The sequence below is a fragment of the Mycobacterium sp. 1274761.0 genome, from assembly GCF_001668615.1.
Classification (GTDB): domain Bacteria; phylum Actinomycetota; class Actinomycetes; order Mycobacteriales; family Mycobacteriaceae; genus Mycobacterium.
Genome location: NZ_LZMC01000019.1, coordinates 153,108 through 174,860, shown reverse-complemented (window position 1 = coordinate 174,860; position 21,753 = coordinate 153,108). Strand labels below are relative to the sequence as shown.

At 66.8% G+C, this 21,753-nt stretch carries 24 protein-coding genes and 2 pseudogenes; 14 read left to right on the top strand and 12 right to left on the bottom strand.

Going from position 1 to position 21,753, the window contains the following annotated elements:
• Nucleotide 1: 1 nt before the first annotated feature.
• The 6 genes from A5651_RS03035 to A5651_RS03010 are packed head-to-tail and all read left to right on the top strand — an operon-like array spanning nt 2 to nt 7,383.
• Nucleotides 2-1,153, top strand: a complete 1,152-nt coding sequence (locus A5651_RS03035) for an acyl-CoA dehydrogenase family protein (RefSeq protein ID WP_197496521.1) — start codon at nt 2-4, stop codon at nt 1,151-1,153.
• Nucleotides 1,150-2,067, top strand: coding sequence for an acyl-CoA dehydrogenase family protein (locus tag A5651_RS03030; protein WP_066975399.1), 918 nt, complete (start codon nt 1,150-1,152; stop codon nt 2,065-2,067). The genes A5651_RS03035 and A5651_RS03030 overlap by 4 nt, the downstream gene beginning before the upstream one ends.
• The gene (locus tag A5651_RS03025) at nt 2,064-3,230 is read left to right on the top strand and encodes an acyl-CoA dehydrogenase family protein (RefSeq protein ID WP_066975398.1); all 1,167 of its coding nucleotides are present in this window, start codon (nt 2,064-2,066) and stop codon (nt 3,228-3,230) included. The genes A5651_RS03030 and A5651_RS03025 overlap by 4 nt, the downstream gene beginning before the upstream one ends.
• Complete coding sequence (locus A5651_RS03020) at nt 3,227-4,189, top strand: acyl-CoA dehydrogenase family protein (RefSeq protein ID WP_066975396.1); 963 nt, start codon at nt 3,227-3,229, stop codon at nt 4,187-4,189. Before A5651_RS03025 ends, A5651_RS03020 begins: the two co-directional genes overlap by 4 nt.
• Before the next feature lie 13 nt (nt 4,190-4,202).
• Complete coding sequence (locus tag A5651_RS03015; protein WP_066975394.1) at nt 4,203-5,918, top strand: thiamine pyrophosphate-binding protein; 1,716 nt, start codon at nt 4,203-4,205, stop codon at nt 5,916-5,918.
• A gap of 37 nt (nt 5,919-5,955) precedes the next feature.
• A complete protein-coding gene (locus A5651_RS03010) occupies nt 5,956-7,383 on the top strand; it encodes an aldehyde dehydrogenase family protein (RefSeq protein WP_066975392.1) in 1,428 nt (475 codons plus the stop codon).
• Here the strand turns inward: A5651_RS03010 and A5651_RS03005 are convergent.
• From A5651_RS03005 to A5651_RS02990, 4 genes are read right to left on the bottom strand one after another with little or no spacing between them, the layout of a single operon-like run.
• Nucleotides 7,380-7,856, bottom strand: a complete 477-nt coding sequence (locus tag A5651_RS03005) for a (2Fe-2S)-binding protein (protein WP_066975390.1) — start codon at nt 7,854-7,856, stop codon at nt 7,380-7,382. The genes A5651_RS03010 and A5651_RS03005 overlap by 4 nt on opposite strands.
• Nucleotides 7,849-8,745: a xanthine dehydrogenase family protein subunit M gene (locus A5651_RS03000; RefSeq protein WP_066975388.1), complete on the bottom strand. Its 897-nt coding sequence runs from the start codon at nt 8,743-8,745 to the stop codon at nt 7,849-7,851. The genes A5651_RS03005 and A5651_RS03000 overlap by 8 nt, the downstream gene beginning before the upstream one ends.
• Entirely contained in the window at nt 8,742-9,437 is a 696-nt protein-coding gene (locus A5651_RS02995; RefSeq protein WP_066975386.1) for an SRPBCC family protein, read from the bottom strand. The genes A5651_RS03000 and A5651_RS02995 overlap by 4 nt, the downstream gene beginning before the upstream one ends.
• A gap of 2 nt (nt 9,438-9,439) precedes the next feature.
• On the bottom strand, nt 9,440-11,791 hold the full coding sequence (locus A5651_RS02990) for a xanthine dehydrogenase family protein molybdopterin-binding subunit (RefSeq protein WP_066975384.1): 2,352 nt from the start codon (nt 11,789-11,791) through the stop codon (nt 9,440-9,442).
• A gap of 162 nt (nt 11,792-11,953) precedes the next feature.
• Here A5651_RS02990 and A5651_RS02985 point away from each other — a divergent pair, with 162 nt between their 5' ends.
• The gene (locus tag A5651_RS02985) at nt 11,954-12,421 is read left to right on the top strand and encodes an SRPBCC family protein (protein ID WP_066975382.1); all 468 of its coding nucleotides are present in this window, start codon (nt 11,954-11,956) and stop codon (nt 12,419-12,421) included.
• Nucleotides 12,422-12,427: 6 nt separating this feature from the next.
• Here the strand turns inward: A5651_RS02985 and A5651_RS02980 are convergent, their stop codons facing one another.
• Nucleotides 12,428-12,853, bottom strand: a complete 426-nt coding sequence (locus A5651_RS02980; RefSeq protein ID WP_066975381.1) for a hypothetical protein — start codon at nt 12,851-12,853, stop codon at nt 12,428-12,430.
• Nucleotides 12,854-12,944: 91 nt separating this feature from the next.
• Between A5651_RS02980 and A5651_RS25625 the strand changes: the two genes are divergently transcribed.
• The 3 genes from A5651_RS25625 to A5651_RS02970 all read left to right on the top strand — a co-directional run bounded on the left by A5651_RS25625 (nt 12,945) and on the right by A5651_RS02970 (nt 14,182).
• Nucleotides 12,945-13,121, top strand: coding sequence for a hypothetical protein (locus tag A5651_RS25625; protein ID WP_197496517.1), 177 nt, complete (start codon nt 12,945-12,947; stop codon nt 13,119-13,121).
• A 63-nt stretch (nt 13,122-13,184) separates the two neighbouring features.
• Nucleotides 13,185-13,748: a hypothetical protein gene (locus A5651_RS02975; protein WP_066975379.1), complete on the top strand. Its 564-nt coding sequence runs from the start codon at nt 13,185-13,187 to the stop codon at nt 13,746-13,748.
• Nucleotides 13,749-13,807: 59 nt separating this feature from the next.
• Nucleotides 13,808-14,182, top strand: coding sequence for a DUF732 domain-containing protein (locus tag A5651_RS02970; protein ID WP_156662545.1), 375 nt, complete (start codon nt 13,808-13,810; stop codon nt 14,180-14,182).
• On the opposite strand, the gene A5651_RS02965 is transcribed toward A5651_RS02970, so the two are convergent.
• Together A5651_RS02965 and A5651_RS02960 are read right to left on the bottom strand one after the other, a co-directional pair.
• On the bottom strand, nt 14,179-14,928 hold the full coding sequence (locus A5651_RS02965) for an SGNH/GDSL hydrolase family protein (RefSeq protein ID WP_066975478.1): 750 nt from the start codon (nt 14,926-14,928) through the stop codon (nt 14,179-14,181). The two genes, A5651_RS02970 and A5651_RS02965, sit on opposite strands and share 4 nt — an antisense overlap.
• 29 nt (nt 14,929-14,957) lie before the next feature.
• The gene (locus A5651_RS02960) at nt 14,958-15,758 is read right to left on the bottom strand and encodes an LmeA family phospholipid-binding protein (protein WP_066975377.1); all 801 of its coding nucleotides are present in this window, start codon (nt 15,756-15,758) and stop codon (nt 14,958-14,960) included.
• 88 nt (nt 15,759-15,846) lie between these two features.
• On the opposite strand from A5651_RS02960, the gene A5651_RS02955 reads away from it, so the two are divergent.
• The 3 genes from A5651_RS02955 (at nt 15,847) to A5651_RS02945 (ending at nt 18,213) form a co-directional block, all read left to right on the top strand.
• Entirely contained in the window at nt 15,847-16,578 is a 732-nt protein-coding gene (locus tag A5651_RS02955; RefSeq protein WP_156662543.1) for a hypothetical protein, read from the top strand.
• Between the two features lie 87 nt (nt 16,579-16,665).
• Nucleotides 16,666-17,985: an NAD(P)/FAD-dependent oxidoreductase gene (locus A5651_RS02950; protein WP_066975373.1), complete on the top strand. Its 1,320-nt coding sequence runs from the start codon at nt 16,666-16,668 to the stop codon at nt 17,983-17,985.
• A gap of 36 nt (nt 17,986-18,021) precedes the next feature.
• Nucleotides 18,022-18,213, top strand: a complete 192-nt coding sequence (locus A5651_RS02945) for a hypothetical protein (RefSeq protein ID WP_066975476.1) — start codon at nt 18,022-18,024, stop codon at nt 18,211-18,213.
• A gap of 4 nt (nt 18,214-18,217) precedes the next feature.
• Here the strand turns inward: A5651_RS02945 and A5651_RS02940 are convergent, their stop codons facing one another.
• Genes A5651_RS02940 through A5651_RS02930 form a run of 3 tightly spaced genes read right to left on the bottom strand, consistent with a single transcriptional unit; the run spans nt 18,218 to nt 19,674 of the window.
• The gene (locus A5651_RS02940; RefSeq protein WP_066975371.1) at nt 18,218-18,439 is read right to left on the bottom strand and encodes a hypothetical protein; all 222 of its coding nucleotides are present in this window, start codon (nt 18,437-18,439) and stop codon (nt 18,218-18,220) included.
• Nucleotides 18,440-18,443: 4 nt separating this feature from the next.
• Complete coding sequence (locus tag A5651_RS02935; RefSeq protein WP_369803903.1) at nt 18,444-18,812, bottom strand: hypothetical protein; 369 nt, start codon at nt 18,810-18,812, stop codon at nt 18,444-18,446.
• A gap of 10 nt (nt 18,813-18,822) precedes the next feature.
• The gene (locus A5651_RS02930) at nt 18,823-19,674 is read right to left on the bottom strand and encodes a family 16 glycosylhydrolase (protein WP_231988522.1); all 852 of its coding nucleotides are present in this window, start codon (nt 19,672-19,674) and stop codon (nt 18,823-18,825) included.
• Nucleotides 19,675-19,734: 60 nt separating this feature from the next.
• Here A5651_RS02930 and A5651_RS02925 point away from each other — a divergent pair, with 60 nt between their 5' ends.
• On the top strand, nt 19,735-20,220 hold the full coding sequence (locus A5651_RS02925) for an NUDIX domain-containing protein (protein ID WP_066975367.1): 486 nt from the start codon (nt 19,735-19,737) through the stop codon (nt 20,218-20,220).
• Between the two features lie 28 nt (nt 20,221-20,248).
• Here A5651_RS02925 and A5651_RS24775 read toward each other — a convergent pair.
• A pseudogene (locus tag A5651_RS24775) lies at nt 20,249-20,638 on the bottom strand (nuclear transport factor 2 family protein); the annotation flags it as partial.
• Between the two features lie 79 nt (nt 20,639-20,717).
• A pseudogene (locus A5651_RS02915) lies at nt 20,718-21,746 on the bottom strand (serine/threonine-protein kinase); the annotation flags it as partial.
• Nucleotides 21,747-21,753 lie beyond the last annotated feature (7 nt).

Genomic DNA, 21,753 nt, shown 5'->3' with positions numbered 1-21,753 from the left:
GATGGGGCCAACCGCCGACGAGCTGCGTGGCCGGCTGCGTGAACTAGTGAAAGATTATGTGCCGGAGGGCTTTCTGGGTGCCTTTACCGACGACCCGAAGGACCTCGAGACGGCCCAGCGGTTCTGCCGCACGCTGGCCGAGGAAAACCTGCTGTGCCTGTCGTGGCCGGAGGAGTTCGGCGGGGGCGGTGCGTCGGTGTGGGAGCAGACCGTCGTCCGCGAGGAGATGTGGGCCCATCACGAGCCGCGCGGCGCCCAGTACATGGGCGTCAACTGGGTTGGGCCGATCATCATGCGGCACGGCACCGATGGGCAGCGGCGCAAGCACCTACCGCCGATCGCGCGCGGTGAAGTCATCTGGTGTCAGGGCTTCTCGGAACCGGAGGCCGGCTCGGACCTGGCCTCGCTGCGCACCACCGCGCGCCCCGACGGCGACGGTTGGTTGGTCAGCGGTCAGAAGATCTGGACGTCGTACGCCACGATGGCGCAATGGTGTTTCCTGCTGGCGCGCACGCACAAGGGCGAGAAGAAGCAGCAGGGCCTGACGATTTTTCTGGTCCCGATGGATGATCCGGCGATCCAGGTGCGACCAATCCGCACCATGCTGGGTCCGCATCACCTCAACGAGGTGTTCTTCGACAACTTGCGGGTAACCCGCGACGACGTGCTCGGGGAGGTCGACCAGGGCTGGTCGATCGTAGGTGAGGTGACGTCGTTCGAACGTGTCGGCATCGCCCGCTACGCGCGGTGCGAGCGGCTGCTGGCTGCGGCGCCGTCGGTGCTGGGCGACCGGTGGGAGGAGCTGCCCGCCGAGTTGAGGGGACGCTGGATACGGATGCTGACCCACTGTCGACGCGCCCGCCTGCTCGCGTATCGCGTTGTGTCCTTGCAAAGTAGCGGCCGGGTCCAGCCGGGCGACGCCGCGGCCTACCGCATCGCGGTGACGAAGTTGGATCAGGACAGCGCCGAGGTGCTGATGGAAATCGCTGCCGAGGTGTCACCCGACGATCCGGGCGGGCGATGGTTCCTCGACGAGACCGAAGACCACTGGCGCTACAGCCAGGCGTCCACAGTGTCGTCGGGCAGCATCGAGATGCAGCGCATTCTGCTGTCGAGGGCGATGCTGGGTGCGCACGCGAGGAGCAAGAAATGATCCTCGATCTCGGCGACGACGCCAAAGAATATGGGCGGCAGGCGCTTCGGGCGTTCGAGTCGGCCGGTGGCGATCAGCTCGTCCAGCAGGCCGAGGCCAAGCCGGATACCCGTGACGACGTGTGCGGTGGAGTGCTCGATGAGCTCGGGGCCTGGGACCTCGACGCCCGCACCGATGCCGATGGTTTGGAAGCCGCCGCAGCGCTGTGCCGCAGTGCCGGTTATTGGGCAGTGCCCTATCCCGTCGCGGAACGGCTGGCCCGGCCGACCGATCTGGAGGTCGACGGCCTGATCACCGTGACACCGAATCAGCAGGTCGCGGCGGTCGGGGGTGTCGAATCACGCTGGGCGGCAGTGACGTTGGATGGCGTCCGCAGCACCGTCGTCGGCCACGGCGCCACGGGTCCCGCGTTCGTCACGCCGCTCGAGCTCGCCGAGATCGACGGGGCCGGGGCCGCCGACGTGGCGCTGGCGCTCGTGCTGCCGTGCTGGACACTGCTGGGCATGCTCGATCGTGCGCTCGAGTTGACGATCGCACACGTCAGCCTGCGTAAGCAGTTCGGGCAGACGCTGGCAGCGTTCCAGGGTGTGCAGTTCCAGCTGACCGACGCCGAGGTCGAGCGCAGCGGGCTCGATATCCTCGCCAAATACGCGCTGTGGAGCGCGGGTTCGGGCAAGCCGGAGGCCCTGGTGGACGCGCTGGCGCTGCGCATGGCGGCGATCGAGGCCGCCGAGGTGGTCTTCCGGGTGTGCCATCAGCTGCACGGCGCTGTCGGCTTCTGCGACGAGACCACCCTGTCGTGGCTGTCGCGCTATAGCCAGCCGTTGCGGCGGCTGCCGCTCGGGTTGTCGGCCACCCGCGACGAGTTGACCCGCCGCGCGGGTAGAGCGGGTCTGACGGGGTTGTACGCGTGACGGCCGATCTCGACGAGTTCCGCGCCACCGTGCAGGCGTGGTGCGAGGACAATATCCCGGCCGACTGGCGGGCGACTCAAACCTGGGTCAGCGACGAGGAATTCGTGCGCTTTCAGAAGGAGTGGTTCGCCCGGTTGCATGCCGCCGGTTACGCCGTGCCGCACTGGCCCAGCGAGTGGGGTGGTGGGCTGCCGGTCGCCGAACAGATCGTGTTGTATCAAGAGCTTGCCGCTCACGATGCGCCGCGGCTGGTGCTGGCGTTCGTGGGCATCCACCACGCCGCGTCCACTCTGCTGGCAGCGGGCACCGAGGAGCAGCGTCGCAGGCATCTGCCCGCGATCCTCGACGGGGAGATCTGGGTGCAGGGTTTCTCCGAGCCCGAGGCGGGATCAGACCTCGCGAGCCTGCGTACCACGGCGCGAAGGCACAGCGACCGCTACGTCGTCAACGGCCAAAAGCTATGGGCCAGCGGAGGAATGCACGCCGATTGGTGCCTGCTGCTTGCGCGCACTGATCCGGACGCCGCCAAGCGCAAAGGCATCTCCTATTTTCTGCTGGACATGACCACCCCCGGCATCGAGGTGCGGCCGATCCGCAACGCTATCGGTGACTCACACTTCTGCGAGATCTTTCTCAACGATGTCGAGATTCCCGCCGCGAATCTGGTGGGCGAGGAGAACGCCGGCTGGCAGGTCGCCCAGTCGACGCTGGGTGCCGAGCGCGGCATGACGATGCTGGAATTGGCCGAACGCCTGGGCAATGCGGGCTTTCGCTGGCTGGTGCAGTCGTGTCCCGTCGACGATCCGTTGGTGGCCGACCGATTGGCACAATTCGAAACCGAGATCACCGGGTTGCGCGGCCTCTGCCGCCAGCTGGTGGTCAGCAGCGAGGCCGGCACGGTGGGGCCGGCGGATGCATCGATCGTCAAGCTCTACTACAGCGAGCTGCTTCAGCGAATGACGGGCTTCGGCGCCGAGGTCGGCGGCCTGCCCGCGCACACCGAGCTGGTGAAGTCGGCCTCCAGCGGATGGGAATCCGGTTCGTGGATGCTGGATTTCATCGGCTCGTGGGAGTGGACGATCCCCGGCGGATCGAGCGAAATCCAACGCACGATCATCGCCGAACGCGGACTGGGGCTGCCGCGAGAGCCGAGCGTGGCATGACCGCACGCGAATTCGAAGAGTTCCACGCCGAGCTCAGATCCGTTGCAGGCGATCTGCTGGCCAAGGACCGCTCGGTGGAGTGGCCGGTGCTCGTCGACGCGGGCTGGGTCGGGCTGGAAGTGCCCGAGCAGTTCGGGGGAGCCGGGGCGACCTTCGCCGAGGTGGCCGTCGTCTGCGAGGAGATGGGTCGCGCGGCCAGCGCCACCAGCTACCTCGGCAGCGCCGTACTGGCCGTCGGGACCTTGATTGCCGTGCAGCCCAGCGATACCCGCGATCGATTGCTGACCGACGTGGCCTCCGGTGCCGTGCGGCTCGCTGTCGCGCTGGACTCGCCGGAGTTCGTTCCCGACGCCGAAGGGGCGGACGCGGTGCTGTTGGTCGCCCACGATCGGGTCACGGTTGCGAAGCCGACCGTGACGCCGCAACCCGTGCTCGACGTGACCCGCAGGCTTGCCACGGTGTCGGCGGAGGGCGTTGAGGCGACGGAGGTGCTCCGGTTCGACGGCGACCCGGGCGCCGCAGTGCGCCGACTGCGCCACCGTGCCGCGATCGCGGTCGCGTGCGACAGCCTCGGGTTATCCGACGCGATGCTCTCAGCGACCGTCGCATACGCGAAGGTCCGCCACCAATTCGGCCGTCCCATAGGGTCATTCCAGGCCGTCAAGCACGCGTGTGCAGACATGCTCACGACGATTTCGGTGTCCCGCCAACTCGTCACGGCCGCGGTCGCCGCCGTTGCGGAGAACCGACCGGATGCGGATGTGGCGGCAGCCATGGCCAAATCTCACACGTGCAGTACTGCCGTCGACATCGCCGGCAAGGCCATGCAGCTGCACGGCGGCATCGGCTACACGTGGGAGAGCGGCATCCACGTGTACCTGAAGCGCGCCGCGCTCAATCGCTCGTTGTTCGGCTCTCCCGCATCACATCGTCTTCAGCTCGCAAAACGCTACGTCTAAAAGGAGTTTCACCATGGGTGTGCCCGTCTACAAACGCATCCTCGACCTCTTCGAGGCCGAGGGCGTCAACACGCTGTTCGGTATCCCCGACCCCAACTTCGTGCACATGTTCACCGAGGCCGAAGCGCGCGGCTGGTCGGTTGTGGCGCCGCATCACGAGCTGAGCGCCGGGTTCATGGCCGAGGCGGCGTCACGCATGACGGGAAAGCCGGGGCTGTGCATCGGCACGCTCGGACCGGGCATGGCCAACATCGCCGGCGCCATCCAGTGCGCGCTCGTCGAGAACTCACCCGTCGTCTTCCTTGGCGGCCAGCGGGCCCGCGTCACCGAGCGCCGAGTGCGCCGCGGACGCATCCAATTCGTGCAGCAGGAGCCCCTTTTCGCCGCATCGGTGAAGTACAGCAGCTCCATCGAGTACGCCGACCAGACCGACGAGATCATCCACGAAGCGATCCGCAAAGCGATGTCGGGCACGCCGGGACCGACCTACGTCGAATACCCGTCGCACGTCATCCTCGAAGAGCTCGACGTGGCGGATCCGTTACCGCCGCACCGCTACCGCCTCGTCAACCAGGGCGCCGGCAGCCGCGAGGTCGCCGAGGCGGCCAAGCTGATCCGCGAGGCGAAGAGCCCGATCCTGCTGGTGGGCCACGGCGTACACACCTCCCGGACGCAGCGGGAGGTGAAGCAGCTTGCCGAGCTGATGAACTGTCCCGTCATCCAGACCTCCGGCGGCACCTCTTTCATCCCCGGCCTGGAGGACCGCACCTTCCCCTACTTGTTCTCGCCCGCCGCGAACGAGGCCGTGGAGCAATCGGATCTCTGCGTGGCGCTGGGCACCGAACTCGGTGAGCCGATGCATTACGGCCGGACCCAGCACTGGGCCGGCAACGACGCCAACCGCAAGTGGGTGATGGTCGAGCAGGACCCCACTGCCATCGGCGTCAACCGCCCGATCGACGTGCCGCTGGTGGGCGATCTGCGCGGTGTTGTGCCTCAGCTCGTCGAGGCGCTGCGCGACACGCCGCGCGCCGCGTCGCCCGACCTCGAGACCTTGGTCAAGGCCGACGCCGCCGAGCTCGCGCGGGTGGCCGAAGAAGCTCCGAGCGGGCGCACCCCGATACACCCCGCCCGCTTCGTCGTCGAGGCCACCAAGGCGTTCAACGAATTCACCGAAGACGGCATCATGGTGCGCGACGGCGGCGCGACCGTGATCTTCCAGTGGACCTACTCACAGACAAAGCCGCGCGACGTGATCTGGAACCAGAACTTCGGTCACCTGGGCACTGGGTTGCCGTACGCCGTCGGTGCGTCGGTCGCCGAGGGCCGCAAGCGCCCCGTCATGCTGCTGACCAGTGATTCAGCGTTCCTGTTCCACATCGCCGAACTGGAGACCGCCGCGCGGGAGAACCTGCCGTTGGTCTGTGTCGTCGGGGTGGACCACCAGTGGGGCCTCGAGGTCGGTGTCTACAAACGCACTTTCGCCCAGCCGTCGCCACAGCCGGGGGTGCATTGGAGCAAGGACGTCCGGATGGACAAGATCGCCGAGGGCTTCGGTTGCCACGGCGAGTTCGTCGAGAAGGACGACGAGATCGGCCCGGCGATCCAGCGGGCCTTCGCCAGCGGCAAGACCGCCGTGGTGCACGTGTGCATCGATCCCAAAGCCAACTCCGAGGAGATGCCCAAGTACGACCGATTCCGTACCTGGTATGCAGAAGGAACCCAGTAAGGCCCCGGCACGCGACGATTTAAGAGAAGGTAGAGCCATGCGTGATTATCTGAAGTTCTACATCGACGGCCAATGGGTTGACCCGACCGAGCCCAGGACGCTCGACGTCGACAACCCGACCACCGAGCAGGTGTCGGGAAAGATCGCGATCGGCTCGGCCGCCGACGTGGACAAGGCGGTCAAGGCGGCACGGAAAGCGTTCGGGACGTGGGCGGTTACCACCCGCGAGGAGCGGCTGGACCTGCTGGGCGCGATTGCCGCGGAGTACCAGAAGCGGTCGGGTGATCTGGCAGACGCGGTGCACGAGGAGATGGGCGCGCCACCGTCGCTGGCCTCGGGCCCGCAGGTGATGATGGGGTTGGGCCATCTGATGGGCGCCATCGACGCGTTGAAGAACTTCTCGTTCGAAGAGCAGCGCGGGTCATCGTTGATCGCCAAGGAACCCATCGGCGTCTGCGGTCTGATCACTCCATGGAACTGGCCCATAAATCAGATTGCGTGCAAGGTGTTTCCGGCGCTGGCCACCGGCTGCACGATGGTGCTCAAGCCGTCGGAGGTCGCCCCGTATTCGGGCCAGATCTTCACCGAGGTGATGGATACTGCCGGTGTGCCCGCCGGTGTCTACAACATGGTGTTCGGTGATGGTCCCGGTGTCGGCGCGGCGATCTCGAGCCACCCCGACATCGATCTGGTGTCGTTCACCGGCTCGACCCGCGCCGGCGTCGACGTCGCCAAGAACGCGGCCGCCACCGTCAAGCGGGTGACCCAGGAACTCGGCGGCAAGAGCCCGAACATCGTGCTCGACGACGAGAAGTTCGCCGACAGCGTCGCCGCTGGCGTGACCGCGATGATGCTCAACACCGGCCAGAGCTGTAATGCGCCGTCGCGCATGCTCGTTCCGCGCAGCCGCATGGCCGAGGCCGCCCAGATCGCGCGCGGTGTGGCCGAGTCGGTGGTGGTGGGGAATCTGGAGGACAAGCGCGCGATCGGCCCGGTGGCTTCCAAGGCGCAGTTCGACAAGGTCCAGGGGTTGATCCAGAAGGGCATCGATGAGGGCGCGACGCTGGTGGTGGGCGGTCCGGGACGGCCGGACGGGCTCGACAGCGGCTACTACGTCAAGCCGACGGTGTTCTCCGACGTCACCAACGACATGACAATCGCCCGCGAGGAGATCTTCGGACCGGTGCTGTGCATCCTGGCGTACGACGACATCGATCAGGCCGTCGACATCGCCAACGACACGGATTACGGTCTGGCGGGCTATGTTTCGGCTGCTGACCTGGAGGCCGCGCGTTCACTGGCGCGCCGGATCCGGGCGGGCCAGATCGCCATCAACCATGCGTTCGACCTGAACACTCCGTTCGGCGGATACAAGCGCAGCGGCAACGGCCGCGAATGGAGCGAGTTCGGATTCGACGAGTACCTGGAGATCAAGGGCACGCTGGGATACGCGCCCGCGTCCTAACCAGCGGGCGTTTGCGCCGCGCGGTGCACCGCATTGATGATCCCCTGATACCCGGTGCACCGGCAGAAGTTGCCGGACAGACCCTCCCGGATCTCCTCATCGGTGGGCTGCGGGTTGTCGCGCAGCAGTGCGGTGATCGAGGTGACGAAACCCGGTGTGCAGAAGCCACATTGCAGTCCGTGGCATTCGCGCAGCGCGGCCTGCACCGGTGACAGCTCACCGTCATCGCCCGAGATGCCTTCGACCGTGGTGACCTCCTGGCCGTCCACCTGCACGGCGAAGATCAGGCAGCCCCGCACGGCCTGGCCGTCGAGCAGCACCGTGCACGCGCCGCACGCGCCGTGCTCACACCCAAGGTGGGTACCGGTGAGCCCGCATTTGTCGCGCAGGAAGTCGGCCAGCGTCAGCCGGGGCTCGACGACGTGCCGGTGCGCGCGTCCGTTGACGGTCAGCTCGACCGGCACCTCATGCATGAACAGCCTCCGTTTCGGATGTCTGCGCCTGCCGCGCGGCCGCGGCCCACGCGCGCGCCACCATCGTGGCGCCGACGCGGGACCGGTATTCGGCAGATCCCTGTAGGTCGGCGGGAATCTCACTGAGCCCACCCATCGCAATCCTCCCGATCTCGTCGGCGGTGACGGCATCGACAGGCTGGCCGACGACGGCCTCCTCGGCGGCCGAGCCGCGCAGTGGCGTCGAGCCAAGGCCCAGCAGGCCGATGCCGCAGCGCGCCACCCGGTCGTCGCCGTCGAGCTCGACCGCGACGGTGGCTCCGGCGATGGCGAAATCTCCGTGCCGCCGAGCGAATTCCTCCACCGCGAAGCCCGACCGTCCGCCCCACACGGGGAACCGGACGGCGGTCAGGATCTCGTCGGGCGCCAACGACGTCTCCCACAGGCCGGTAAAAAAGTCGGCAGCGGGAATCTCGCGTCGCCCCCGCGCCGACGCCGCCTCGATCGTCGCGTCGAGCGCGAGCGCGACCGCCGCGTACTCGGCGGCGGGATCGGCGTGTGCGATCGCCCCGCCCAGCGTGCCCCTGGTCCGAATCTGAAAGTGGCCGATGTGCGGCGTCGAGAGCGTCAGCAGCGGAACGGAATCGGCGACCTCGTCGTCCATGCCGACGAACACATGCGGGGTACCCGCCGCGACCGACAGCTCGTCCCCGCGTAACTCGATGTTCTTCAGTTCCTCAATACGCGAGATGTCGATCAGGTTGTCGAAGTGGGTCAGCCGCATGGCGAGCATCGGGACCAGGCTCTGGCCGCCGGCCAAGATCTTGGCGTCGTCGCCGAACTCGGCGAGCATCTGGACGGCCTCCGACACCGTGGCGGGTCGGTGATAGGCGAACGCTGCAGCCTTCATGACAACAGCCGCGCGAGAGCCGTCTGGAGCTCGTCGGCGAGGTCGGCAGCGGGGTGCGACCGCTTGCGCCGGCCCAGCAGGAAGCCGACCGCCAGACCAGCCGCCACGGCGGCGAGCGCCGGCGCGTACCGCTTGGCTACCGGCACCGCAACGACTTTCAGCAGATCCACCGATTCGCCTGTGCCGGTCGGAGCTGCCGCGGCCGTGGCAGCCTCCGTCGAAAACGGCGCTGCGCCCGACGGTGCCGCGCCGCCGAGAAGTTCCGCCTCGAGGTTGCGGGCGAACTGGCCGATCAAGTTCGTCGACACGTCGGCAAGGACGCCGCGGCCGAACTGGGCGGCTTTACCGGAGATGGTGAGGTCGGTGGTGATCACCACGCGGGTCGCGGACCCCTCGTCCTTGAGCTGGGCGGTGACGAGCGCGGCGGCGTTACCGCTGCCCCTGGTCTCCTTGCCGCTGGCCTTGATGACCACCCGCTGCGCGGCAGCATCCTTCTCCTGGAAGGCGGCCTCTCCCTTATAGGACACCGTGATCGGACCGACCTTCACCTTCACCGCGCCGGTGAAGTCGTCACCGTCGACCGAAAGCAATTGGGCCCCTGGGATACACGGCGCCACCCGCTCCACATCGGTGAGCACCTGCCATGTTTTCGCCGCGGGCACCGCGACTCGGAATTCGTTGTTCAGCTCCATCTCTAGTGGTCCTTTCCGGCTGCGGCGGCTCTGGCCTCTTCGATGAGTTCGACGATCGCGGCGGGGCTGGCCGGCAGCCGGGTGAGCGTCACACCCAACGGGGCCAGCGCGTCGTTGATGGCGTTGATGACCGCGGGCGTCGAGCCGATCGCACCGCCTTCGCCGCAGCCCTTGTATCCGCCGACACCGGGGCCGGGAATTTCGACGTGGCCGTACTCAATCGGCGGCACCTCGGTGGCGGTCGGCAGCAGATAGTCGACGAACGTCGACGACAGTGGGTTGCCGTCGTCGTCGTAGACCATGCTCTCCAGCAGCGCACCGCCGATGCCCTGGACGGTACCGCCGGCGATCTGCCCCTCGACGACGTTGGGGTTGATCATCGGTCCCACGTCCTCGCTGACGATGTATCTGGTCAGCGTCACGTGGCCGGTCTCGACGTCGACCTCACAGGTGCACGCGTGGGTCGCGTTGGCCCAGTGGATCATTGCCTGCGACGTGAACCGCGCGGTCGCCTCGAGCGTCGCCGCCGTTCCTGGCGGCAGCTGCGCCGGCTCGTAGTAGGAGCGGTAGGCGATGTCGGCGAAGCTGACGCTCTTGTCCGGGTCGTCGCGGACGCTGGCCCGGGAGTGGGCCAACTCGATGTCGGACTCCTCGACCTCCAGCCGATGGGCCGCCATCGCGACGATCTGCTTACGCAGGATCGCAGCCGCCTCGTTGACCGCACCTGCGGTCATCGGTCCGCTGCGGCTGCCCTGGGTGCCGGCGCCGTAGGGCGTAACCGCGGTGTCGCCCTGGATCGTTGACACGTCCTCGATGTCCGCACCCAGCGCGTCGGCGGTCAGCTGGACCACCGTCGTCTCGATGCTGTTACCGGTCGATCCGCCGTTGACGTAGACATTGATCTTTCCGGTGGGCTCCATCCGGATGGTCGCGCCCTCGGTGGCGAGGTGACCGGTCGCGGCGCCGGTCGGCTCGATGTAGGCCGAGAATCCGAGGCCGAGATAGCGGCCCTGCTCCAGCGCGTCCTTCTGCTCCTTGCGGAAGCCCTCGTGGTCGAGGATCTTGACCGCCTGCTCGAACGTGTCCGCCGGCGCGACGTGTTCATAGGGCATGCCGTTGGCGTTGAAGTAGGGCATCTCGTCACCGCGCAGGATGTTGCGCCTACGCAGCTCCACCGGGTCCATGTCCATCTGCCGGGCCGCGATGTCGAGAAGTATTTCGCGCGTGAGGGTTTCGTACTGCCACGGACCGCGATAGGCCGCCAGCCCCGCCGTGTTGGAGAACACCGTCTTGTAGTTGAAGCTGGCCTTCGGCACGCGGTACGGGCCGGGGAAGAACATGCCGATGGCGGCTGTGGTCAGCACCGGATACGGCGTCGGGTAGGCGCCGATGTCCTGCATGAAGTCGATGTCGGCGGCCAGGATGTTGCCATCGCCGTCGAACGCCATCCGCGCGTCTCCGTCGACGTGACGGGCCTGTCCGGCCGACATCAGGTTTTCGCGGCGGTCCTCGATCCACTTCAGCGCGGCGGAAACTTTCCGTGCGGCCAGCATGATGCACATGTCTTCGCGCATCGGGACGACCTTCTGGCCGAATCCGCCGCCGGTGTCGCGCATGATGACCCGAACGTTCTGGGCCGGGATTCCGAGCAGGCGGGCGGCAAACGCGCGCAGCTCGTGCGGGGTCTGCGTGGACGCCCACATCGTCAGTTCGCGGGACGCGGCTTCCCACTCGGCGACAAGGCCGCGTGTCTCGATCGGGACCGGAGCGTAGATCTGCTGGTAGACATGCGCCGACGCGACGTGTGCGGCCGCCGCGAAGGTCTCCTCGTCGGGCGGCGCACCGCCCATCCCGCCCGCCACATTGTCGGGATACGCGTCGTGCACGACGGGAATCCCGGCCTCGGAGCCGCCCACGGCTTTGGTGAAGTCGGCGACGGCGGGCAGCGGGTCGTAATCCACATCGACCAGCTCGACGGCATCCTCGGCGACGTACCGCGATTCGGCTACGACGAGCGCGACGGGATCGCCGACGAACTTCACCTCGCCCTCGGCCAGCGGCGGGCGTGGCGTGTCGGGGATGTCCTTGCCCGCGACGGCGTGCCAGGCTTCCTTCACCTCCGGGTTCAGGTCCGCGGCCACTAACACCGCGTGCACCCCCGGCAACGCAAGGGCCGCGGCCGCGTCGATGCCGTTGATGCGGGCCCTGGCAAACGGGCTCCGGACGAAACAGGCGTGCAGCATGCCTGGCCGCGAGATGTCGTCGACGAACGTGCCATGGCCGGTGAGCAGGCGGGTGTCCTCGACTCGAGGAACGCGCGCCCCGGCATACCGGGCGGCGACGGTCTCGGTCATGGCGAACGCTCCATTCCGTCGTCGGTGGGGACCCCCAACAGGCTGCTAAGCAGTTGCTCAGCGAGCCTACCGGATACGCGATTCTCGCTATTGAGCATATGACATTCTCGGGCGCGTTCCGGGCAGGATCAAGCGTCTGCAGTTGTCGTCTACATTGGCCGAGTGGGCCGCTGGATCACCGAATCGGAGCACACGTTCACCGAAGACGTTCCGGCTCCGCCGGGCGACGTCCGCGCGTTCTACGTCGACCTCGACAACATCAGGCTGGTGCACCCGCTCGTGGTGTCGGTGCGGTCGCTCGACCGCACGCAGACCGCGGGCGGGTATGTGCAGACCTATCTCGTCGGCGACCGAATCCCAGTCGGGCGGCTGCGGCTGCGCACCAGCTATGTTGCGCGGCTTCATGTTCCGGCGGCAGGCGAGGTGCGCTCCGAGGCCAGGCAGTTTCCGCGGGTACGGCTGCGCAGCACTGTGTCGTTCGAACCCACCGCCGCGGGGACGCGCGTCGTCGAGCGAATTGTGATCGAGGCGCCGCGCCCGCTCGCGGCGCTCACCACCCGCAAGGCCGTCGAGGCGCACACGGCGATGCTCGCCGGCATTCGTCGGCGATTCGCCACCGCGTCGAGCTAGTGGGCTTTATGTCGGCCAGTACCCGGTGCCGGTGAAGAAGCCGGGCTGCCAGCCCTGCTCACCGAGGCAGAGCAGCGGGCGACCGTCGGGGGCCTGCGCGGCGGCCTGATCGCTGGGGCACGGCGTGCCGATCTCCTGCACGCCGTGAATCTCCGGTGAGATCTGCCAGAAGCCGGTGTACACCGGCGGCCACTGGTTGGGGATCCAGTGGCACTGCAGCGGTTCGCCGCCGGGCCCGCGGCCGAACGTATTGATCTCGAAGTTGTCGCACGGGGCGGACAGGCGCGCCTCATAGTTCATGAACGGCACGTCTGAGGCGTAGCGGCCTGGCTTGTCGAAGTACAGGTTGTCGTTCGGGTCGGCCAGGGCGACAGGTGCACTACCGACTGCGGTGCATGCCAGTGCGGCGGCGATGACTGCTTCGCGGATCATTGTCCCACCTTTCTCGAAGGAGAAGCCTATCGGTCCAGCGCGGGTCAACGCGAGAGTTTGGGTCGCTCCGCTAAGTGGTAGATACGGCGTCATGACCTCAGGTGACGACGAAAAGAGCGAAGAAGACGTTCAGAACGACCGCAAGGTCGCGAGCTCGCGGGCCGGCAAGGACGGCGACGACGGCAGCTACGTCGGGGAAACGTCCTCCGACGACGCCATCGATGCAGGCGAGACGGGAGCCGAGGCCCGCAGCGAGAACAACAGCTGACCGGGGCCGCCGTTCGGGAGCAATGGACGAGTTATGGCATCGGGCATGAGACGGTAGACACCTATGGATGGCTACGAGTACGTGTCCTACGAGGAATTCGGCCGCAGGTTCTTCGATGTCGCGGTGAGCGAGGAGCGCGTCGGCGATGCGATCGCCTCGATCGCCGGCGACGAGTTCGAGATGGGGCCGATGGGACAAGGACCGGGCAAGATCGCCAAGGTCACCGCCAAGGTCAGGATCCAGGAGCCTCGGGTCACCCGCGAGGTGGGTGAGCTGATCACGTTCTCGATCCGCATCCCGCTGGAGATCGACATGGTCATCGACCTGAAGATCGACCGGCCGAAGTTCATGGTCTACGGCGAGATCGCCCTTGGCGCCACCGCGCGGGCGGCCACGCCGCTGCTGCTCATCCTCGATGTGCAGAAACCGCGGCCGTCCGATATCGCGATCCACGTGACGTCGAAGTCGCTGCGGGCGGAGCTGCTCCGGATCGTCGCGGGTGTGGACGCCGAGGTCCGCCGGTTCATCGCCGCGCACGTGGCGGGGGAGATCGACAGCCCTGAGTCGGTCAAGGCCAAGGTCATCGATGTGGCCCAACAACTCGACGAAACCTGGACGGGCGTCTAGCTCTGGCGCGGTGACGTGCTGGTTAGTGCCGGCGCGTGTGCTCCATTACGCTGCTGCAGGTGCGCAGATTTTCTCGCCCCGTCCGGGTGATCCCCGTCCTGGCTGGGCTCGCCGCGACGGCTTCCCTTCTCGCGGCTCCGGCGCAGGCCGAGCCAGATACCGACGCGTTCCTCAACGCGGTGACCAGCGCCGGCCTGGGCGCGGGCACTGATCCGTCAAGCCTGGTGGCAGCAGGCCAATCGGTCTGCCCGATGCTGTCGGACCCCGGCCAGAACGCGGCCGACGTCGCGGCGAAGGTCGCGGACTCGACGGGCATGTCGGTCGGTGGGGCGAACATGTTCACCGGGCTGGCGATCTCCTTCCTCTGCCCACGGGTGATCGACTCGGTGGCCAACGGGCAGTCACCGATTCCGCTGGGTCTCCTGGGTTTTTAGCGGCTTCGAGACAGGCTCTCCATGCTGGGCCTTTTGGGCGCCCGGCCGTCGCCGCTGGAGATGCCTCGGGCGTGGTGCCACAGCCACGGCGCCAGCATGTTCTTGGTCCACAACAGCTGCGAGTAGGCGCGCGACCGGACCATCGGACGTTCCGCACCGGGGTCGGGATATGCCCAATCATGGCTGCTGCCAGGCAGTTCCAGGGCCTCAGCGGCCGCGGCGGCGAAAAGGATGTGGCCCTTCGTGGACCCGTGCACGCGGTCGGCGCTCCATACGTCGGGCTCAACCATCGACGGCGCGTGATACAGGTCGACGAGCCTGAAGCCGTAGCGGTCGGCCGCCGCGGTGATGGCGTCGTTTGCGCGGTGCAGCCGCGACGACATCACTCTTCCGATCGGCACGATCTGCTCGATGTCGGGGAACGTTGTGGTCAGCACGGTCGCGCCAGACTGGGCGAGCCGTTCGTGCACGAGCGCGAGATCGGCCAACGCCCGATCGAATTGCAGTCCGGGTTGGGTGATGTCGTTCATTCCGACGCACACGCTGACCAGGTCGGGACACATTGCGAGCGAATGAGGGAGTTGGTCGTCGAGGACGTCGCGGATCCGACGGCCGCGGATCGCCAGGTTGGCATACCGTAGGCCAGGATTCAGGTCGTCCAGCATGGCGGCCAACCGGTCGGCGAAGCCGACGATGCCCTGGCAATCATCTCCGTCCCACAAACCTTCGGTCTGGCTGTCGCCCATGGCGACGTAGCGGGTGTACACGCCGTGCGCTACCCGCGGGCCAGCCGCGACAGGTTCAGCGGCCGACCCACCATGCTGAGCTGGTTGATCACGTCTTCCAGGCGCGTGCGGGGGGCGTCGATGCGCCACTCCGTCAACGTGCCTGCCAGACATAGCGTGTCGGGCTGAAAGCTGATGTCGGTCAACCGAAGTCCGTGGGGCAGGTCTGGCAGCTGGACGCGGTAGGCCGGCGTACGCGGGGGTAGGCGCAACCGCTTGCGGCGCAGCACCAGGGCGCGGGGTTTTAGCCACAGCGTGGAATCGTCCAGGTGCGCGTCGACCTCGAGATGTCCCAGCGACGGCCGGCGCGCCAGCCGCAGCCGTGCGATGCCGTCCTGGTCGATCTCGCCAACCAGCCGTGGCGCGACCAGGCGGAACAGGTCGTCGAGTGTCTCGGCGGGCAGCTCGACGGTCAGGTCGACCGGCGCTGCCACCAGCGCCGACGGCCGCAGCTGCACATTGTGCAGCACAGCAGTGGCGCGATCCAATCTATTTGTGTCCCAACGGATATCGCGTGCCGCCAGCCGAACATCGCTGAGCTGGCCGACCGTCAGCCCGCGCACGTCCACCCGGGAGTCGAACTCGGTGACCGTCAGGGTGATGTCGCCCTCGTCCAGACGGACCGACAGTTCCCGCCCCACCACCATCCGGCGCAGGGTCAGCAAGAGCGTCCGGTAGGCCGCCGTCGCGCCGGTGCTCAGCGGTGCCGTCGCAGCCGTCGACCACACCGACATCAGCATGTCGAGAGGCCGGAACACATCCCATCGGCGCAGCGGGCGCGGCCCCGTCATGAAAGCCACTCTCCTCGCTTTAGCGACCTGGTGACCGAACTATGCGGTTCGCCCGCGACACCAACGTAACCTATCGGATCATCGCGTTGTGGATACTTCCATAGCGCTCGCCCTGATCGCAGCGATGACCAGCCTCCTCTCGTCGATCTGGACCTTGCAACGCCAACATCAGTCGCGGCAGGCCCTGGCGGAGGTGCAGCACCGACTCGACATGCGATCACGCGTCGAGGAGCGCCAGTATGCCGCACGAGAACAACTCGACAAGTATCGCGAACCGCTCATCGCCGCTGCCGAGGGCCTGAAGTACAGGATCGAGAATCTTCGCACGAGAGGGTTCGGCCAGATCTATTTCAATCTTCGGGATGACGAATGGCGCACCCGTATCGCGATGCTGGGAACGCTCTACCGATTCGGTAGCTACTGGAGCGTCGTGGAACAACTGGCTCAAGCGGTCAACCAGCTCCGGTTCGAGACGGAGGACGAGACCAAGGCCGTTGCCGCTCTAGTGACTGCTATCAAGAACACCTTCGGCAGCGACGCGCCAGACCACGAAGGTCGCAGTCTGATGGTTTGGCGGGAGGAACAGCGCGGGATCGCAGAACTAATGCGTTCAGCCGAAACTTCAGGAACAGTCGCGACGATTGGTTTCGCCACCTTCGTCGAGATCTACGAGTCGCGTTTGTCCAACTGGTTCGCCGAATTAGAGATGGGCTTGCGATCGGCCGGATTGAGCGCGCACGGTCGGTTAGCGGAGTTACAACGTCTTCTCGATGAGCTCATCGCCGCGCTGAAGCGGGGCCGCCGACTCGCGTTCGACTAGCGGGCCAAACCGACGACCACGTGACCGCGTCGGAAGTGGCCGAGAATCACCACGCTGATTCCGGCCGATAGTGGGTAGACCCGTACCGTGAGTTCTAAGACATCGGTCGTCATCGTTGGCAGTGGTTTCACCGGATTCGAGTGCGCCCGTCGCCTGTCGCGGATAGTGCGCAAGCACGACGCGAACGTGGATATCAAGATCGTGTCGCCGGTCGACTACATGCTCTACACCCCGCTGTTGCCCGACGTCGCGGGCGGTCTTGTCGACGTCCGGTTCGTGACGGTTCCGTTGGCGAACACGCTGCGCGGCGTTCGCGCCATGCGCGGGCGGGTCGACAGCGTCGACTTGGACGGCCACAGCCTGACCTACTGCGATCCGGAGCAGAGGTCGCACACCCTGACCTGGGACCGGCTGGTACTGACGCCGGGTTCGGTCACTCGGCTGTTCGACATACCCGGCCTCGCCGACTGCGCCCGGGGGCTGAAGTCGCCGGCAGAGGCGGCTTATCTGCGCGATCACGTGCTCGAACAGCTCGAGCTGGCCAACAGCGACGACGACGAGGCCCGCATTAGGGCCAGGCGAACGATCGTCGTCGTCGGCGCCTCGTACTCGGGCACCGAACTGGTGGTGCAGCTGCAGGCATTGGCCGACGCCGCGGGCAGGCAGATGGGCTTCGATCCCGCGGAGGTGAAGTTCCTACTGCTCGACCTCGCCGAGCAGGTGATGCCCGAGGTCGGGGACAAACTCGGCGAAAGCGTGCAGCGGGTATTGCGCAAACGGGGCATCGACGTGCGGCTGGGCGTCACCTTGAAGGAGGTCTACCCCGATCACGTTGTGCTGAGCGATGATTCGCGCGTCGACACCCATACCGTGGCCTGGGTCACCGGCGTCACCGGCGCGCCGTTGATCGAAAAGCTCGGCCTCGAAACCGAGCGGGGCCGACTGAAGGTGCAGGCCAACCTGCAGGTCCCAGGTCATCCCGATGTGTTCGCCGCCGGGGATGCCGCCGCGGTGCCGGATCTGACGCAGCCCGGCAAGATCACCCCGCCCACGGCGCAACATGCGATGCGGCAGGGGAAAGTGTTGGGCCGCAATGTTGCCGCCAGCCTCGGTTACGGCAAGCCCAAAGACTATCGGCACCGCAACATGGGCCTGGTCGTCGACCTCGGTCCGCACTACGCGGTGGCCAACCCCCTCAACATCCATCTGTCCGGATATCCCGCCAAGTTCGTCACCCGGACCTATCACCTCTACGCCATGCCGCGCTTCGTCAACCGCTGGGCGGTGTCGCTGGCGTATTTGACCGACGTGTTCTTCGATCGCTCAGTCGTCTCGGTGGGTCTGTCCAGTCAGGACGACGCGAGGTTTTCCACCAGCGAAGGGATCCCGCTGCCGAAGGCCAATTGACGTGTGAAAGACCGCCAATCGGGAACCCCGTTGGGCATGGCTACCTATCGCGTATTGAACCCGAAGGGCGATGTCGTCGACACCAAGGACATCGAGAGCGCGGACGACGCGCACGCCTGGTTCGTCGACCAAAAGGCCGACAATTCCGAACTCGGCTGGCGCATGGAAGTCAAGGCCGACGACGGCCACTGGGCTTTCTTCGACGATACCGAGGGTGACCGGAAGTAGCGCCTCACTCCTCGCCGGTGACGTACCACTTGCCGATCGGCGGCGCGTGGCTGCTGCGGACACGCAGAAGCCCGGGCTCTTCGACCATGAACGACGGATAGTCACCTAGACAGCAACTCTCGCCGGTGGTGATCTTGGTGATGGTCGCTGTCGTCGAGTCGAACGCGACGGTGACGTCGTCGTCGACGTTGAGCCGCCAGCGCGGTTCGAAGTGGTTGTCGCTCATCTCATCACGCGATAGTCAGGGTGACATTGTTCAGGGATATCGCGACGTCGGTCGGCAAGATGTCGACGAACGTCGGCTGGTCCCGGATGGCTTCGCCGCTGGCGATGATATGGGCAGGGAAATTCCCCGCGCACGGGAAGTTGTTGCAGCGCAGCCAGAAACCGGGCGGGCTCAGATAGGGGTACATGCTGGGGGACTGGTCCACGCGGTACCTGCCCGGCGGGATGCTGGCGGTGGCCCAGCCCTCCGGCGGCTTGGCACCGACGCCGAACACGCCGTTGCTGCCGTAGGTCACAGGATCGGCCTGTGCCGACGCGGCTCCCGCACCGGCCAGCACTACGCCCGCTGCGGCTACCACCAGCGCCGTATTCACGAATTCACCGTTACCAGACGCGCACGTAGTCGACAAGCATCTCCGGGGTTTCGAACGGGCCGAACTGCGGATCACCGCCGCCGGGACCGCCGACCGCAAGGTTGAAGATCGTGAACAGCAGATAGTCGGGTGCGTTGAACGGCCATACCCCGTTGATCGGCGCCGCAGGGACTGTGAAGAACGGGGCGCCGTTGACGTCGTCGCGCCAGAACCGGAAACCGGCGTCGTCCCACCGGACCCGGTAGGTGTGCCAGTCGCCGTCGACGGGCCACCTGTTCTCCTTCCAGGTCCTGCCGTCCGAGCGTGCGTGGACTGCGGTGCCCGGGGCCCACTTGCCGTTGCCGTACCACTCGAGGATGTCAACTTCACCGTCGGGCAACGGGCCCCGTCCGTCCGGGGTCGGCTCCCGATTGACCAGCCAATAGGCCGGCCAGCAGCCCGGGACCAGGCAGTTCAGCTTGATCCGGGCTTCCCAGGTGTGCCCGATGCCGATCTTCATCCGGCTCTCCACCCGGCCGCTGAAGTACGTGTCGCCCTCCCGGGTCGCGCGCAGCGCCAGATTGCCGTTGCCGTCGAGGCACACGTTGCGCCGGTCGTCGCGGAACAGACCGAGGATCGGCGGGGTCACCGGTTCGTTCCAGCCCACCACCGTCCACCTCGACAAATCGGGTGCAGCGCCCGCCGGTCCGTCGAAGTCGTCGGCGAAGATGTAGTCGACGGGTGCCGGGTTGGCGTTGGGCGCGGGCGCGCTCGGATTTTCGGGCTGACCTGGCGGGAGCGGCTCGGCTGACGCAGAGGGCGAGGTAACGGCGGCTCCCAGCGCGGCGGCGCCGGTCATGAGCATCAGGTTGCGGCGATTAATCTTGTGCACAGACGAACCTTATCCTCGCTTAATCAAAACGTTAACTAGGCTCGGGCCACAATGCCGAAATTGAGTGCGGGCCTCCTGCTCTACCGCCTGATGGGCGGGTCTCTCGAGGTGCTGCTCGGCCATCCGGGCGGCCCGTTCTGGGCCAAAAAAGACGATGGGGCCTGGTCCATCCCCAAGGGCGAGTACCTCGAGGGTGAAGATCCCTGGCTGGCCGCGTGCCGGGAGTTCGAAGAGGAGCTGGGCAAGCCGCCGCCGCAGGGCCCGCGCATCGATTTCCCGCCGCTGAAGCAGCCCAGCGGGAAGATCATCATCGCGTTCGCGGTGCGCGGCGACCTCGACCTGGACGGCACCGTCAGCAACACGTTCACCCTGGAGTGGCCGAAGGGGTCGGGGAACGTCAGGGAGTACCCGGAGATCGACCGGGTGGGCTGGTTCTCCGTGCCTGCGGCGCGGTCGAAGCTGCTGAAGGGTCAGCGCCCGCTTCTCGATCGGCTGACCGATGCGGTCGCAGCCGCCGAATCGGCCTCGCCTCAATAGCATTGATCGTCAGCGCCCGGCCGTGTATGCGCCAGCCCGAACGCGTTCGCAGATACTCGTCGTCGTAGCGCAGGTGCCACACCAGATCGGAGGGCTCGTTGCCGGTGGTGAAATGGTGTGCGACGCAGGTGATCCGGCCCAGTGCGTAGTCGGCGTCCGTGCCAGGGGCGTAGACCTCGCCGACGATCGCATGCTCGGTGCGCGCCACGTTCGACAACGCCGCCATCGCCGTGCGGACACCCCCGCGGCCTTGGTGATGACGGACGGGATCAAGCGAGCGGGGCGGATCGGGTAGCCGCAATTCGGCTGTTTCGGTGAACAATTCGACGACATCGCCGAACCGGCGGTCATCGACCGCCGCCGCGTAGAGGTGGACGAGATCGGTCAGCGCCAACCGGTCGGCGACGGCGAGGCTCATGTCGCCGTCACGGCGCTGGGGCCCGCGGAGCGGTAACGGCGGGCGACGGCGGCGGAGTGTACTGATCGTTGAGCAGCCGCTCGATCTCGTGGAACTGGATCAGCACCAGCGCGATCGCGATCACCAGCAAGACCGCAAGGACGGCGAGCACGATGTACACCGGGCGCAGGTACTTTCCTCGGCCCCCCTGCGCCTCGTGCTTGCCCCCGCGAGCCCTCGTGGCGATGGGCACCGAGGCTGCAGTCAGCTCGTTGTCGGCGTTCGGCTCCACACCCAGCCGGTGGGCCAGCGCCCGCGCGAAGTCCATGCAGCTGTTGAACCGGTCCTTCGGATCCTTCGACAGCGCCTTGCTCAAGACGGGGTCCAGCGCCGACAGCTCGGGGCGACGGTCGGCGATGGGCGGCGGCGAGGCGGTGAGGTGCTGGCTGATGACGACCGTCGGATTCGAGTGGTGAAACGGGGGCGACCCGGTCAGCAGATGGAACGCGGTAGCGGCCAGCGCGTACTGGTCCGCGCGCCCGTCGATCGCCTCACCCATCAGCTGTTCGGGCGCGGCGTAAAAGACCGTGCCCACGGTCATGTTGGTCGCGGTGAGGTTGCTGGTGTCGTCGACCCGTCGAGCAATACCGAAGTCGCCCAACAAGATTCGCTGCTCGCCTGCGGCTGCGTCGGTCAGCATGATGTTGGCGGGTTTGACGTCGCGGTGCAGCAGGCCCTGTTGATGCGCATAGTCGAGGGCACCACCGACCGACGTCATGATGTCGAGGACTTCTTCCTTGGGCATGCCGTCGGGATACCGTTCGCGCAGCAACTCTGCGGCGTCCGTCCCATCCACGTAGTCCATCGAGATCCAGATCTGGCCGTCGACGTCGCCGCGGTCGTGCACCCCGACGATATGCGGGTGCCACAGGGTGGCGGCGAGGTCGGCCTCGCGGTTGAACCGCTCGCGATATTCGTGGTCGGCGCAGACGTCGGCCGGCAGCACCTTCAACGCGTCCCGCCGGGGCAGCCGAGGATGCTCGGCAAGGTAGACCTCACCCATGCCCCCGGAGCCCAGAAGCCGCACGATGGTATAGCCCGCGAAGGTCTGACCAGCGGCTAATGGCATGGCCGAA